Annotated in this window: 8 protein-coding genes; 3 read left to right on the forward strand and 5 right to left on the reverse strand. The window is 43.8% G+C overall.

All coding sequences use genetic code 11. The features are described 5' to 3' along the window. Positions 1 to 117 precede the first annotated feature (117 nt). The 5 genes from P3T48_RS00905 to P3T48_RS00925 form a co-directional block, all read right to left on the reverse strand. Positions 118 to 1,518, reverse strand: coding sequence for an Outer membrane protein SusF domain-containing protein (locus tag P3T48_RS00905; protein WP_276505262.1), 1,401 nt, complete (start codon positions 1,516 to 1,518; stop codon positions 118 to 120). A gap of 16 nt (positions 1,519 to 1,534) precedes the next feature. Next, positions 1,535 to 2,728, reverse strand: a complete 1,194-nt coding sequence (locus tag P3T48_RS00910; protein WP_276505263.1) for a SusF/SusE family carbohydrate-binding protein — start codon at positions 2,726 to 2,728, stop codon at positions 1,535 to 1,537. A 40-nt stretch (positions 2,729 to 2,768) separates the two neighbouring features. Further along, complete coding sequence (susD, locus tag P3T48_RS00915; protein WP_276505264.1) at positions 2,769 to 4,457, reverse strand: starch-binding outer membrane lipoprotein SusD; 1,689 nt, start codon at positions 4,455 to 4,457, stop codon at positions 2,769 to 2,771. 21 nt (positions 4,458 to 4,478) lie between these two features. Then, on the reverse strand, positions 4,479 to 7,529 hold the full coding sequence (locus tag P3T48_RS00920) for a SusC/RagA family TonB-linked outer membrane protein (protein WP_276505302.1): 3,051 nt from the start codon (positions 7,527 to 7,529) through the stop codon (positions 4,479 to 4,481). A gap of 211 nt (positions 7,530 to 7,740) precedes the next feature. Next, positions 7,741 to 8,922, reverse strand: coding sequence for a site-specific integrase (locus tag P3T48_RS00925; RefSeq protein ID WP_276505265.1), 1,182 nt, complete (start codon positions 8,920 to 8,922; stop codon positions 7,741 to 7,743). A gap of 1,081 nt (positions 8,923 to 10,003) precedes the next feature. Between P3T48_RS00925 and P3T48_RS00930 the strand changes: the two genes are divergently transcribed. The 3 genes from P3T48_RS00930 to P3T48_RS00940 are packed head-to-tail and all read left to right on the forward strand — an operon-like array spanning position 10,004 to position 16,001. After that, positions 10,004 to 13,057 carry a SusC/RagA family TonB-linked outer membrane protein gene (locus P3T48_RS00930; protein ID WP_276505303.1) on the forward strand — a complete coding sequence of 1,018 codons (3,054 nt, stop codon included), beginning with the start codon at positions 10,004 to 10,006 and terminating at the stop codon, positions 13,055 to 13,057. Positions 13,058 to 13,077: 20 nt separating this feature from the next. Next, positions 13,078 to 14,769, forward strand: coding sequence for a starch-binding outer membrane lipoprotein SusD (gene susD, locus P3T48_RS00935; RefSeq protein WP_276505266.1), 1,692 nt, complete (start codon positions 13,078 to 13,080; stop codon positions 14,767 to 14,769). Between the two features lie 38 nt (positions 14,770 to 14,807). Further along, positions 14,808 to 16,001: a SusF/SusE family carbohydrate-binding protein gene (locus P3T48_RS00940; protein ID WP_276505267.1), complete on the forward strand. Its 1,194-nt coding sequence runs from the start codon at positions 14,808 to 14,810 to the stop codon at positions 15,999 to 16,001. Positions 16,002 to 16,011 lie beyond the last annotated feature (10 nt).

Here is a 16,011-nt window from a genome sequence, read left to right on the forward strand (position 1 = left end):
ACTTCCAAGGTTTTAGGGAAAAAATACTTGAAAAGGGGGAGGAGAACGAAAAAAATAGGCGACTCCCGGAATTGAGAGCCGCCTATTAATTTTAAGTTTATTTGATGAAGCAAATGCTTACTTCTTAGTCAGCACACATTTAGCAAAGCCTTCTGCCCAAGCATAAAGCTTGATGTCGTAAGTACCTGCTTCTACAGTGATGTTTCCACCATTCTTTGTTGTGAGGTTATCTAACTCTCCACCCCAACTGATGGCCCAATCGTCGTTGGCACGGAACTTGATTTCACCAGCACTCAATGTGATGTTCTTAACTTCCCAGTAGCCATTAACTTCCTTGGTATCCTTATTGTAAGGAACGTAAGTCATATCTACGTCTGAATCCCAACCTTTAGGTGATGCACTACCAATGATTCCAATAGATGTAATAGGAGTCAGAGTGTAAGTCTTCTCAGATAAGTCAACATCTACCTGATAGTAACCTGCAGGCTCTGTAATTGTGATGTTAAGAGCATCAGGAGCAGTATTGAAGTCTGCGCCATAGTTGGTGCCCTTCCACTCTGGCTGAGTACAGAACTTGAAACCATTCTGGTTCAGGTACATGTAACCAGTGAATTTTACACCATCTTCACCTGCGAGATAGTCATTTGTTGCCCAGCCATTAGCATCACCTGCCATATAGAGGATAGGCTTGCCTACAGAGTAAGACAGGTTGTTCATGTCGAGAGTTACAATCCATGTGCCCTTACCTGCGATAACCATGGTCTGTGGAGTACCCCAGCTGTCGCCAGTATAATAGATTGTACCAGAAGCATCTTCGCTACCGTCTTTCTCGCAACCCATGACACCTGTGTTGATTACATCCCAGTTACCACTTTCATCCCACTTGCTGCCTTCATAGAACTTGAAGTAGTTCTTGTCTTTCTTTGTGGTGACCTTGAGCTGGTAAACACCATCAGACATTTTGGTCATCCATACAGGATGTTTTTGATCCCAGTCATTTCCGTTTACCTCGCCAAGCATGTAGTAGCCCTTTTCGTCGATAGCAGGAGTTGGGGATGTTGTAATCTTACCTGTAGTTTCACCTACTGTGTTGATGGCAACAGCATCGCCTGAAGCCAAATTGACAGAAACCTTTGACTCAACTTTGATGTTACTTGCAACGCTGGCGCGAGTTTTATTCTGTTTGCAGAGAATCTTCTCCAATTCGGTTGCATTTACCTGAATGTTGTTGCCAATGATTTCGCCTTTGATAGCTTCACCGTTCACTTTCAAGTCTTTCAGTGTATAACCTGTAACATCAGCATCTGTTGAGTTGACTGTAACGAGGTTGATGACTCCGTCTTCGTCTGGCATATTACATTCTGCTTCAGTACCTGCTGCGAAAGTAATTCCGTATTTGGCAGCTGAGGCCTCCTGTGGATTGGTCTGAGGATTAGCCCAATCATCGTAGTCGCCGTTGCAGCTGGCAAGTGTAACACTTGCCAAGACTGCTAAGCTATATAAAAATGTTTTTTTCATTGTGCTTTGGTCTTAATTATTTAACTTCTGCTGTGTAATTATCAAAGTCGATATACAACTTCTGTCCAACTTGGGTTGTTACAGAGTAATCTGCGCCCTCAGTCTCAGTCCAGCTGTTTACGATATCATATCTACGCCAGAATAAGTTGCCTTTGTAAACGGTGAATTCTGTTCTATACCAGTCCAAATCGCCCACCTTGACAGCTGCGCGAAGCTCTGCGCTGGCAGTGAATGCTGGAGAAACCCATTTGCCATTCTTATCTGCTGGAGCTGTCAGAGCATAAGCGTCATCAAATGCCCAAGTACCAGTCATCTCGACACTACCACCTAAGATGTAAACCTTTGTTGGGTAAACAGATAGTGTCCACTCGATGTTCTTCTTGTCTTCTGTAATCTTGCCTTTGAACAAGAGAGTGTACCAACCTGCGTTGGCTACCTTGATGTTTTGCTCCTCACCTGCAGAGATACCTGCACCAGCTTCATCGTTGATTTCCTTAAGACGGTTGATGCCGCGATAGTCATTGTTTTCTGTACCCCACTTGAACTCACCACCAGCTGGCAAGTAGATTACACCATAGTAGTTACCTTCCAAACCAAAGACCTTAGGAATAGCTTTCCAACTCTGCCATGGAGTCTGGATAGAGCTACCTATCAAGTAGAGATTATCAGTGAACTTAGCATCAGGAGCCTCGTAAGCAGCCTTGACAGAAGGCAGGGTAATGACATTTGAATAGGTCTCGCCCAAGTTAGAATCTGCTGTGATATCAATGACTGCACGAAGGCGGATATAAATTGACATTTCATCAGGTACACTTGTGTCAGGATTAGCAGCCTGGAAAAGAGCTACCACTGCATCGTTTACTTCAGAGGCATTAACTTCCATTTCGGCAGTTTTATAAGATGTGGCCAACTCAGTATGAGTGGCAGTAGGATCGCTGATGAATTTCGGGTCGATAGATACTTGTACATAATATCTGACTACGTAAGGAATTCCACCATAGTTCGGCTGAGAGCATGTCAGTTTCAGTGATTTAGCACTTTTCAGATCATAAGTATTGTTTTCTGCAAGAGCAGGAGTATTCAATACAAATCCATCCGCAACATGACTCAAGTCCAATTTAGGGTTGCTGTCTCTGTCTTCATCACAAGATGTGAAGAGCAAAGGGAGTACCAATGCCGGCAGCAACATGAATTTGAATATTTTTTTCATAATTGATTTCTATTTAAAATTAAATCTGGGTTCCTAACACTTAATATTTAGGGTTCTGATGCAAGTTAGGATTGTTCTGAATCTCTTTGCCTGGAATAGGATAGATATCGTAAAAGGACTCAATACCTGAACCTTTTTCTACACCACCCTTGAAGCTCCAGAGATATTTAGAACCTGTGAACAAGCCAAAGCGAACCAAATCAGAACGACGGCGGCCTTCCATATAGAACTCACGGCACCATTCATCGATAAGAGTCTTCTCGTCTACTGATGTAGCTTGCTGGTCCACCGGACGATTGGCACGACCCTGAACATACTGGATGTCAGCCAAACCTTCCTGACTGCCGTTGAGGCGGTACTTAGCCTCGGCACGGGTCAGATAGATTTCTGCCAAGCGGAACACAGGGAAGTCTGTGTCTGAAAATTTCTGATGATGCTGTACTGAACCGTCTGCATGGATGTTGCTCCACTTTACGATAGACGCACCATTCATGAAGTCATTGATGGCTTCGCCTGGTACAAGAGTACGTACTTTGCCATCGCAGCCACCGACACCCATATAGAACAGGGCGCGGTCGTCCTTAGCCTTTGCTACGACATCGGCTGTACTGATACCCTTCTCATTATCTTTTGCTATAATCTTCTCTTGTGTTGCATTTTCAGGGATATCTTCTTTAGCAGCCATAGGAATATCCCCGTTGGGGAAGAACTTCTTCACCAAGTCTACACGGGCAAACAGACAACTCCAAGGGTCACTTGTGCTTGCATAAGGCATACCTGCTTTATTACAAGCATTTATGAGGTATGAAGTTCCTGCATACGACTCAGTTTTCACACCATCCTGACGGATAGGGAAGATGATTTCCTGCATAGCCTCTGGGTTGCAGTCATTGTCGCCCATAAACAACTGCTGATAACCGCTATAGCCATTCTTTTTTTCACGAGAAAGATCGTATTTACCGCTGTTGATAATCTCGTCGCAATAATGAATAGCCTTCTGGTAGTCCTTTACCTGACCATCGGTATAAACTTCAGAGTTAAGAGCCAAGCGGGCATGAAGCGCGTATGCTGCACCACGGTCGGCACGTCCGAAGTCCTTGGCAGTATTATAGGCACCTACCTCAGCCATCAGAGGCTCGATGGTGGTCAACTCATTATCCAACCATTCGTAGAGATCCTTGCCACTTTTCTCGATAGGGAGATTGTTGTCGAAGGTGTCCTTGAAAGGAGCCTTGCGAAACAGGTCGAGGAAATAATAGTAGTTTAGCGCACGAAGGAAACGAACTTCTGCGATCTTGTCCTCGCTCAGACTACCAGTCTGCTCTGAAATAAACTGGTTGTATAAGGTTACATTAAAAATGAGGCGCTGGTATGCATAGTCTACACGCACATTATCCTTGGTCCAACTCATGCTGGTAATAGGAGTGATGCCTGGATTTTCCTGCCATGCCCATGCTGTTTCGTCTGTCATCAACTCTTGCAGGTTGAATACTGTACGGATAAATCCGTATTCACCCTCGGGGTCTCCAGTAGAAAAGTCTGAAGATCCATCAGGACCTTTCTGACCGGTTAGACCAAGAGTAGCATACTGCTTGGCCAAAAGGCCCTGTACGGTATATGTTGGGGAAGACTGTGGATCAATGGACTTGATATTCAGTTCGTCAGCACAAGAGACAAAGCCCATGCACAACATACTTGCCATTGCAGTCTTTATAAATATCTTTTTCATAATTATCTCCTTTTTAATATTTTAGAAGTTAAGATTCAAACCAAGCTGGAAGCTGATAGGACGTGGGTAACGACCATTATCGATACCACCCTGGATTTCTGGGTCAATACCCTTGTACTTGGTAATGATGAATGGGTTCTGAACGGTGAAATAGATTCGTCCGCTGCAAATCTTCTCGGAACCAGCCTTGATCAATGCAGGGAAACTATAACCCAATGTCATGTTGGTACACTTCAAGTAAGAAGCATTGCGCACGAAATAGTCACTTTGCTGAGTCGGGTTGAGAGTTTTACCCCAAAAACCAAGATTGACGGCATCTGCTGTTGTATTAGTGAAAGCACCTTTTTCCCATATCAAACTCAAATTAGCCTTATCGCTCAAGAAATCGTAGTACACATAGTTGCCGATAGATGCATGGAAGGCTGCACTGAAATCCCAGTTCTTATAGATGAACTTGGTGGTGAGACCCATGATGACATCAGGAGCAGGGCTCTTGTAGCAATAACGGTCGTCCTCATCAATTTTGCCATCTGCGTTGCGGTCAACATACAGACCCTCAATGGGCTTGCCGTTCTCATCGTAAACCTGCTGCCATACATAGAAAGAATTAGCAGGTTCGCCAACTTTGTTAATCATAAGCTTTGTTGAGCCCATACCACGAGTTGCTGTTTTATCAAGCCAAACGTAGTCATGCTGACCTGCGTCCAACTCGGTGACTTCGTTGTGGTTCCATCCTACGTTGTAGGTTACATCCCACATAAAATCCTTGGTAACGATAGGCTTGACATCAAATGCCAATTCCACACCATAGTTTTCCAAAGAACCGATGTTCTTAAGGAGACGGTTGCTAAAGTTGGTACCTCCGGCAATGTCTACTACTGATATAAGGTCAGTGGTCTTACGATAATAACCCTCTACATTCACACCGAAGCGGCCATTAAGAGCGGTGAAATCAAGACCGGCATTGTAGGTTGTAGTCTTTTCCCATGTCAAATCGGCATTGTATGCTCCTGGGCGCATGGTCTCATAATATGTATCGCCAAACGGATACTGTGCATAAGGGTTGCCGACGGTATATGCTGGAGTATAGTAGAAGTCTTTACCAACATCCTGCTGACCAGTTTTACCCCAACCCAAACGGAGTTTCAATTCGTCAATCCATGTTACGTTCTTCATGAATGGTTCGTTGTTGATCTTCCAGGCAAAGGCTGCTGCAGGGAAGTAACCCCACTTCTTGCCATTTCTGAAACGAGAAGAACCATCGGCACGGTATGTAGCTGTAAGCAAATAACGATCCAACAAGTTGTAGTTGAGACGTCCAAAGTAAGAAACTAAAGAGTTGTGGCTCTTTCCTATAGTATTCTTCATGTACTGTGGGCTATGTACATAGTTCCATTCTCCATCTACCATCTGTGGATTGTTGTCTCTCAAGTACTCATCGATACCGCTTCCGAAATTATAGCCTGTACTGTGATAGTGGCTTTGCTCAGCACCTGCCATGATGTCGATGTCGTGAACACCAAACTTATGGGCATATTCTGCATAAGCTTTTCCTTCTATATTGTATTTATAGGCATGATTGGTACCATACCAGCCAAAATAGTTGTTTTCGGTGATAACAGAATATTTAGAAATGTTATCATTTTGTTTGCCATCCATATAGTGGGCTCCTATGGCTGCATGCAAATTCAAGTCTTCAAAGCCATGAATTTTATAGTCTACCTCTAAGTTTGAAGAAATGTCATGAGCCTTTGCAATATGCTTGTTTTGATTAAGGATAGCTACAGGGTTCTGTGGAACACTACCGGCAGGAAGATACATCCAGTTAGGATCGGAAATCGAAGTGGATTTATCCTGCGCATATTGGAAGTATCCACCAAAGAATTTGTATTTGTCTCCATCTCCGTAAACAGGTTGTGTAGGATCCATCTTGAGCGCGTTGTTGATGGCTGACGAGTCATCTACATAGCGGTTCTTTTCAAACATATACTTCGCTGTAAAGTTGAAGTTCAAATGCTTGTCAAGGAAGGAAGGAGCTACATTAATTGATGTATTGAAACGCTTCATCCAACTGTTTTTGAGAATACCGTTGTTGTCTTCGAAACCTAAACCAATGCGGTAAGGCATATCCTTCAAGCCGCCCTGGATACTGAGGCTGTGTTTGGTAGAGACAGAGGTGCGGAAAATCTCGTCCTGCCAATCAGTGTCGGCTGTACCCATTGCGCTTGTATCGAAGCCCAAAGAGGTTGCTGCCTGCTTGAACTCACTGGCATTCAGTACCTCGTATTTCTTCTGGATGGTAGATACAGTGATATCGCCATTGTAGGTAACGGTAGGTCTCTGACCTGCACGTCCCTTCTTGGTGGTGATGATGATGACACCATTAGAAGCACGAGAACCATAGATGGCTGTTGCAGAAGCATCCTTCAATACAGTAAAGCTCTCGATATCGTTAGGGTTAATCATCGCCAAAGGGTTACTCATACCACTCACACCATTGTTGTCAATAGCCAAACCATCAACCACATAGAGAGGCTCGTTGGTAGCATTCAGAGAGGCACCGCCACGGATGCGAATCTGAGCACCTGCACCAGGTTTACCACCTTCAGTCAATACGTCCACACCGGCAATCTTACCTACCAACATATCTGAGGCACTGCTTGTGATACCCTTTGACATCTCGTCTGGCTTGATGGCTGTGACAGAACCCGTCAAGTCGTTTTTCTTAGCACGACCATAACCGATGACAACGACCTCGTTCAATGACTTAGAGTCGTCGATCATCGTGATGATCATGTTCTTGCTTGCTTGTACTGTCTTTGGGGTCATACCCAAATAGGTAAAGGTTAGCTTAGTACCGGGAGCTGCGTCGACAGAGAAGTTACCATCCATGTCGGTAATGCCTACTGCCTTACCGTTGACTGTAATGGTAGCACCCATGACAGGCTCACCAGAAGCATCTTTCACTTGTCCCTTAATGGCATTTGACTGCGCAAAGGAACTTGCTGTCAGGAGAAGACCGCTTGCGAGGGTCAACATCCTAAGAGGCAATTTAATTTTTACCTGCTTCATCATTCTGTTTAATTTTTAGTTAATATATGCATGTTGTTGTTAGTCGGTTTTTATTCCACGCTTATTTCCCTTTAGCCGTTAGTTATTAGTCCGCTCGGTTAAAAAATATTATAAGGTGGTATAGCTCATCTCATCATTTTGTTTGATCTTTAAATGTGTAAAATGCTTTGTCTGCTTCGGCTTTCGGAAGATGACGTACCTAATCCTGTACCTAAATTCTGTCTAACAAATGAATCGTTTCTATCTTTTTCTTGTTTACGATTTCGGCATATACCTGTGTTGTTTTGATGTTTTGGTGTCCCAACAACTTGCTTGTTGTATATAGGTCGGCTCCCATGGTAAGTAATGTGGTGGCAAATGTATGGCGAGCCGTGTGAAAAGTTGTTTTCTTCTCTAACCCTGCGGTTTTAGCCCATTGCTTTATCTGGCAGTTGACAGAAATGTAAGAAGGCAGTTTGAATACAAAATCCTCTGGTTTTGCATTTCCTTTACTGGGCATCCATGCCAGAGCACTTCCCGACAAAGGCACGGTCACTACCTGTTTAGTCTTTATCATTTTCTTACTGATGCAGATGCCTTCCGTCTCTTTCTTTACGTCCGACCATTTGAGCGTCTTGATGTCACTGATTCTTAAACCGCAAAAGCAAGCAAAAAGGAAAGCCTCTTTTACGGATGTGTTTTTGCAGGGGGTGTTTATTAGGGTCTTGACCTCTTCAACGCTCAGATGTGTACGACTGCTGTTGTTCTTACAGATGATTTTTTTCTCTTCTTTTTTCAACAGGCGAGTGGGGTTCTCGGCAATGATTCCCTCACGCACTGCTTCATTTAATGCCGTGACGAACGTATTGAAGTAAAGTCGGGCTGTTCCCTGGGCAAGCTTTTTCTGATGATGCTGCCCTCGTTTGGGCTTGTCGAAGCCGATGGTCATAGCGTTGGCAAGATAAATCACAAAACCTTCACAGTAGGCTTTGTCTAATTGACTCATTCTGACAGACTCTCCCTTATATATAATAAGGTGTAGCATGGTGTTACGGATTGTGGCAGCATTGCTTCCACTTTGCCCTTGCGCTTTCTTCCTCTCAGCATACGTCAGCATCCAGTCTTTCAAAGCCATATCCCTGAGAGCTTTCTTTTTGATACCGACCATCCCGTTCATGTACTCTTTGATTCGCTCGCACTTGATAAGTGCTGCAATTTGTAAGGCATTGTTGTTTCTCTCTTTTGCAATTTTGTCTTTGCCCTTCTTGTCATCAATGAGAAACAAACCATCCAATTTCTCATAAACATACCCTTTGCTGTGAGAACCGGCAATATATCTTCTAAGATAAAGTGCCTTGTTGCCATTCCTGAGGGGTTTTGCCCATATCTTAATGGGCTCTTTTACTTTTTCCATAATTCTATAATTCATTGTTAATATTTCATTTGTAACTACTCTCTGCTTACTCTTATACTATATAAATGTTTTGTTTAAACTACAAAAAAGTTCCGTTCCGTGACACGGAACGTACATTCCGTAGTTCGGAACCGCCATTCCGTGATTTGGAACGTACATTCCGTGTCACGGAATATAGATTTATCCGCAAGAGACAGAACAATTTCATAACTAACCGAAAATAATATGACCTGTACGGTTGAAATTACTCTGCACGCCCTGAGCCAACGGTCACCGGCCGAAAGCATAGGTAAGGGACAGAAGCTCATAGAAGCAGCACGCCCTGAAGGGGCAGAAGCTCTTAGCCCAGGGCAACGCCCTGGGTTATCATGTTCGCAAACTTGGCGCCCTGTAAGGGCAAAAGCTTTAAAACTCACACTGAAATTTATAAAGCTTTTGCCCTTACAGGGCGCATTGCTAACTGTTACTATACCCAGGGCGATGCCCTGGGCTAAGAGCTTCTGCCCTTTCAGGGCGTGCTGCTTATATGGGTTCCAGCTCCTTCATCCCGTTCTTGAATCACATGCGAAAGTTCTGTTACTATATTTCCATAAAAATGGAGCTGTTTTAAACCTTTCTGGTTAAAGTACCTAAAGATGTACCTAAGGCAAATATTATGCAAACGTTTGCACAATAAGAATGCTGTTTTTAACTCTAAAAAAAGTACAAGTAAGCGCAAAAGGAGTTACATTTGCATACAGAAAGTTAAAATGGTACAAAAAATACCATTCCTACCTTATAATAATGTAGAGACCTAACGACCGACTGGATATTGAAAGTTAATAGCTAACAACACTAACTAAAAGCCAAAACTTATCCAGAACGCCACAAAAGGTTATAACTTTATTTTAAGTGCAGGATATAACTAAGCAAGATTATTCATATAAACTTAAAGATCAAACAAAATGATGAGATGAGCTATACCACCTTATAATATTTTTTAACCGCGCGGACTAATAACTAACGGCTAAAGGGAAATAAGCGTGGAATAAAAACCGACTAACAACAACATGCATATATTAACTAAAAATTAAACAGAATGATGAAGCAGGTAAAAATTAAATTGCCTCTTAGGATGTTGACCCTCGCAAGTGGTCTTCTCCTGACAGCAAGTTCCTTTGCGCAGTCAAATGCCATTAAGGGACAAGTGAAAGATGCTTCTGGTGAGCCTGTCATGGGTGCTACCATTACAGTCAACGGTAAGGCAGTAGGCATTACCGACATGGATGGTAACTTCTCTGTCGACGCAGCTCCCGGTACTAAGCTAACCTTTACCTATTTGGGTATGACCCCAAAGACAGTACAAGCAAGCAAGAACATGATCATCACGATGATCGACGACTCCAAGTCATTGAACGAGGTCGTTGTCATCGGTTATGGTCGTGCTAAGAAAAACGACTTGACGGGTTCTGTCACAGCCATCAAGCCTGATGAGATGTCAAAGGGTATCACAAGTAGTGCCTCTGATATGTTGGTAGGTAAGATAGCTGGTGTAGACGTACAGACTGCTGGTGGTCAACCAGGTTCTGGCGCACAGATTCGTATCCGTGGTGGTGCCTCTCTGAATGCTTCTAACGACCCTCTCTATGTAATCGATGGTTTGGCTATTGACAACAATACCAATAAGGGTATGAGTAATGTCTTGGCGATGATTAACCCTAACGATATCGAGAGCTTCACTGTATTGAAGGACGCTTCGGCTACCGCCATCTATGGTTCTCGTGCTTCTAATGGTGTCATCATCATCACCACCAAGAAGGGACGTGCAGGCCAGAGACCTACGGTTACCTACAATGGCGATATCACAATATCTACCATCCAGAAGAAATATGATGTGATGAATGCCAGCGAGTACAAGCAGGCTCTTACTTCTTTAGGAAAAGATATAAGCACTTTGGGTACAGCCGACACCGACTGGCAGGATGAGATTTTCCGCACTGCCATCTCTACCAAGCACAGCCTCAGCATTCAGGGTGGTTTGAAAGATATGCCTTATCGTATTGGTTTAGGCTTCGAAGACAACAACGGTATCGTTAAAACCAGCTGGATGAAGCGTTTTAACACTTCTGTTAATTTGGCTCCTTCCTTCCTCGACAAGCACTTGAACTTCAACTTCACAGCGAAGTATATGTTCGAAAAGGATCGCTACGCACAAGCAGAAGCAGCCATCTTTAACGCACTCCGAATGGACCCCACACAGCCCGTTCGCGTAAACGATGAGAAGTACGACTGCGTAGGCGGATATTTCAATTACCTGCAGGGAAAGAGTGATAAGATTACCGATCCTAATTGGAAATACATGCCTGCTGCTAATTATCCGCAGAACCCAGTGTCTCTCCTTGACAATTACAAGTGTATAGCCAAAACTCATGACATATCTTCAAACTTGGAGGTAGATTATAAGATTCATGGCTTTGAAGACTTGCATTTGCATGCAGCCATAGGAGCACAATACACTGATGGTAGACAAAATGAGGAATACTCTAAGTATACTGTTGCTAATCCTGAATATAACTATTTTGGTCGTTATAACACTGATCATCAATACAAATACAGTATTGAAGGAAAAGCATTTGCTGAATATGCCCATAAGTTTGGTGTTCACGACATCGACATCATGGCAGGTGCAGAGCAGAGCCACTACCACAGAACAGGATATAACTTTGGAACTGGTATTGATGAATACCTGAGAGATACCAATCCTCAGTATGAAGCTACAGAAGGTAAATGGAATTATGAGAATGATCCAAAGTTCCAATCTGACGAGTTTTGGAAAGCCCATAACTCATTGGTGTCTTACTTCGGACGCTTCAACTATAACTTGCTGGATCGCTATTTGCTTACAGCAACCTTCCGTGCCGATGGTTCTTCACGCTTTAGAAAAGGCAAGAAGTGGGGTTATTTCCCTGCTGCAGCCTTTGCCTGGAAGATTAACAACGAACCTTTCTTGAAGGACGCAAAATGGCTTGACGAGTTGAAGCTCCGCTTGGGCTGGGGTATGACTGGTCAGCAGAATGGTATTGACGACTTCTACTATACTACTCTGTACAGAGTCAGCAACAGTTATGCACAATATCCATTCGGTGACAATTATTATCCTACTTTACGTCCATCTGCAAGCAATTCTGACCTGACTTGGGAAAAGACTACAACCTACAATGCAGGTCTTGATTTCACCGCTCTCAATGGCCGCTTCGGCTTTAACGTAGATGGTTACTATCGCAAGACTACCGATCTATTGTCTCAGGTTGCTGTTGCCGCTGGTACTAACTTAAGCGACAAGATCTTGAAGAACGTTGGTTCTTTGGAAAACTATGGTGTGGAATTGGCATTCAATGTGAAGCCTATCGTCACCAAGGACTTCGTATGGGATGTAACCTACAACGTAGGATGGAACCATAATGAAATCACCGAGTTGGAAGCAGGAAAATCAGACTGGGTTGAGACTGGATCTTCAGTATCTCGTTCAAATGACACTAAAGTACAGGCAAACAAGGTTGGAGAGCCTATCAATTCTTTCTATGTTTACCAGCAGGTTTACGACGAGAATGGCAAACCAATTGAGGGACTGTATGTTGACCGTGATGCTAACGGAATCATTGATGATGGTGACCGTTATTGCTACAAGAGCCCTGCACCTGATGTCATCATGGGTCTCACCACCAAGTTCATCTACAAGAACTGGGACTTCAGTGCAGCCTTCCATGCATCTATCGGTAACTATGTGTACTACGATTTCCTGAACTCAAAAGCTATTTTGGACCAAATTACACAATACGGTAATATTAACACGACAGCAGAAGCTTTCAATCTTGGCTTTACGGGTTCATCTATAAAACCGAATATACAAAGCGACTATTTCGTACGCAATGCTTCTTACTTGAAGTGTAGCAACATGACATTGGGTTACAGCTTCCCAGCATTGTTCAAGGCTGGTGCTGAAAAGATTTGCAGCGGACGTATCTACTTCACCGTACAGAACCCATTCATCATTACCAAGTACAAGGGTATCGACCCTGAGGTAAGTAGCGGTATGGACAAAAATCCTTACCCACGTCCAATAAGCTTCCAACTTGGTTTGAATCTTAACTTCTAAAAAACAAAAAGGAGACAATTATGAAAAAAATATTTATAAAGACTGCAATGGCAAGTATGTTGTGCATGGGCTTTGTCTCTTGCGCAGACGAACTGAACATCAAGTCGGTTGACCCACTTAATCACCAAACATATACGGTAGAGGGGCTCTTGGCTAAGCAGTATGCTACCCTTGGTCTTACAGGTCAGAAAGGTCCTGATGGTTTAGCAGATATAAGTGGCAACGAGGGTGAAACTGGATTTATCCGTACAGTGTTCAACCTGGAAGAGTTGATGACAGACGAAACTTTGTGGGCTTATCAGGAAAATGATGGTATTGCTCAAATCACCACCATGGATTGGGATAAGAATAATGTGCGTGTTAACTGGGCATACCAGCGCCTCAGTTATAACATCAACCAGTACAACTTCTTTATTTCTGAGCAGTCTGGTAGCCTGAGTGAGGATAAGATCGCAGAAGTTCGCTTCCTCCGTGCATTGAACTACTATTATTTCCTTGACCTGTATCGCAAGGCTCCTTTCAAGGATACCTTTGACAACAATCTCCCTACCGAGAAAAGTGGCAAGGATCTCTACGAGTGGTTGGATAATGAGTTGACCACCATTGAGCCTCTGATGGCTGAGGTGGGCGCTTATAACACAGCCAAGGATTTTGGACGTGCCGACCGTGGTGCAGCATACGCACTCCATGCTCGCTTAGCTCTTAACTCTGCCGTTTATACCGATGGTCAGGTAAAGGACTACCAGAAGGCTATCGATTATTGCGACAAGATTCTCAACAACGTAGGTGAAGGCGAAGGTAAATACAATCTTTGCCGCGCAGAAAAGAACGGTTACAGCGGTTACCAGCAGCTGTTCATGGGCGACAATGACTGCAACCCAGAGGCCATGAAGGAAATTATCTTCCCTATCCGTCAGGATGGTGTAAAGACTCGCGCTTATGCAGGAACTTCATACCTCGTAAATGCTTCTACCATATCTGGCATGCCTTATGCAAGCACAAGTGACCCATGGAAGTGTCTGTTTGCACGTGTAGACTTGGTAAAGAAGTTCTTCCCTAATGGAGATATTCCTAAGGCTACCGATGAGGATCTTTTGTCCAATCCATCTAAAGATCAGGTGATTGCAAAGGATAATGAGAAGGGTATCAGTACTGCCGATGTCGTAGCACAGGCTAAAGACGATCGCGCCCTGTTCTATATGGGTATCGGTGGATGCAGTGACAAGGTACGTACTCTTACACCTGGTGATGCTATCACAAGTCCTCTGAATGGTGCGTCTTTTGTTAAGTGGACCAACCTCCATGCAGACGGTACAGCACAGCACCATCAGAAATTTTCAGATACCGACTTCCCTGTGTTCCGCTTGGCAGAAATCTATCTGACCCGTGCAGAAGCCAAGTATCGTCTCAACGGCAGTCAGGATGGTTTGGAAGACATCCTGAAGGTTCAGGACCGTGCCAATCGTGACTTGAAAGCTACATCAGTAGATGAGCAGACTCTTATCGATGAATGGTGCCGTGAGTTCTATATGGAAGGCCGCCGTCGTTCCGACTTGGTTCGCTTTGGCTTGTTCACAGGTTCTAAGTATCTCTGGAGTTTCAAGGGTGGTTCTGAAAATGGTCAGGGTATTCCAACAAAATGCGATATCTATCCTATCCCAGGCGATGAGATTAAGAACAACCCTAACATGCATCAGAATCCAAAATACTAATTGTTAGGAAACAAGATTTAAATTAAAAGAAATCAATTATGAAAAAGATATTCAAATTCATGTTGCTGCCAGCATTGGTACTTCCTTTGCTCTTTACATCTTGCGATGAAGACAGAGACAGCAACCCTACATTGGACCTGAGTCATCTTGCGGATGGATTTGTATTGAACACTCCTGCTCTTGCAGAAAACAATACCTACGACCTCAACAGTGCAAAAAACTTGGTATTGACATGCTCTCAGCCAAATTATGGTGGAGTACCTTACTCTATGACGTACTATGCACAGGTTTCTATCGACCCTGCATTCGTCAGCGATGCTACAGCCACTCATGTAGAGTTGGCGACACCATCCTCAGATGCAAGCAGATTGGAATTTATTGCATCCGAAGTAAACGATGCTGTGGTATCACTCTTCAAGGCTGCCAATCCTGATGCAAGTGTTCCCGAAGAAATGCCAATTTACATTCGTCTTCGTGCTGTTATTCGCGTTACAGCGTCATCTTATTTAGGAGAGACTTTCTCAAATGTTATTACGCTGCCTTCTGTCAAGGCTGTCTATCAGGCTCCTGATGCGAAGTTCACCGATAATCTCTACTTGATAGGTAGCTCTATCCAGACTCCATGGCAGAGTTGGAAGGCTATTCCACAGGTACAAGGTGTAGCTGGCAACTACTATGGTATCGTCTACTTGCCTGCAGGTGGTGAGTTCAAGTGGGGTACAGAAAACAATGACTATCGCGGCATCAACCGTCTTAAGGAAATCAACGATGAAGCCGGTGCAGAAATCTCTGCAGGTGAGGAGCAAAACATCAAGGTAGCCAACGCTGGCTGGTACACTCTCCACTTCAAGGGTAAGATTACCGAAGACAAGAAGAACATCGACTGGACACTGACTGTTTACAAGACTCAGGTTTACCTGATTGGTGCTTGTATTGGTCAAAGCGATTGGGGCTTTGCTGACGATACTGCTCTGACACCTCCAGACGATCCGAGTGGTGAATGGGTTTCTCCTGAATTCACTGCCAGCACAGAACTTCGTGTATCTGTCAAGGTCGGTAGCATCGACTGGTATTACACAGAGTTCACTATTCATAATGGCGAAGTGTTCTGGCGTAAATATGATATGCCAAACAACTGGGCTGAGACCATGGGTGCAGATTACTCTGTAACTACCGCCCCTGGCAAGAAGTTGTATGTCAACTTTGATACAAATAAAGCAGAAGTTAGATAATTTAAGATCA

This window comes from Segatella intestinalis, assembly GCF_029348455.1.
Classification (GTDB): domain Bacteria; phylum Bacteroidota; class Bacteroidia; order Bacteroidales; family Bacteroidaceae; genus Prevotella.

What these genes read in the sequence shown, in the direction of transcription:
- susD (WP_276505266.1), top strand. Translation starts at nt 13,078, where the DNA reads ATGAAAAAAATATTTATAAAGACTGCAATGGCAAGTATGTTGTGCATG.
- susD (WP_276505264.1), bottom strand. Translation starts at nt 4,457, where the DNA reads ATGAAAAAGATATTTATAAAGACTGCAATGGCAAGTATGTTGTGCATG.
- P3T48_RS00920 (WP_276505302.1), bottom strand. Translation starts at nt 7,529, where the DNA reads ATGAAGCAGGTAAAAATTAAATTGCCTCTTAGGATGTTGACCCTCGCA.
- P3T48_RS00910 (WP_276505263.1), bottom strand. Translation starts at nt 2,728, where the DNA reads ATGAAAAAAATATTCAAATTCATGTTGCTGCCGGCATTGGTACTCCCT.
- P3T48_RS00925 (WP_276505265.1), bottom strand. Translation starts at nt 8,922, where the DNA reads ATGGAAAAAGTAAAAGAGCCCATTAAGATATGGGCAAAACCCCTCAGG.
- P3T48_RS00930 (WP_276505303.1), top strand. Translation starts at nt 10,004, where the DNA reads ATGAAGCAGGTAAAAATTAAATTGCCTCTTAGGATGTTGACCCTCGCA.
- P3T48_RS00940 (WP_276505267.1), top strand. Translation starts at nt 14,808, where the DNA reads ATGAAAAAGATATTCAAATTCATGTTGCTGCCAGCATTGGTACTTCCT.
- P3T48_RS00905 (WP_276505262.1), bottom strand. Translation starts at nt 1,518, where the DNA reads ATGAAAAAAACATTTTTATATAGCTTAGCAGTCTTGGCAAGTGTTACA.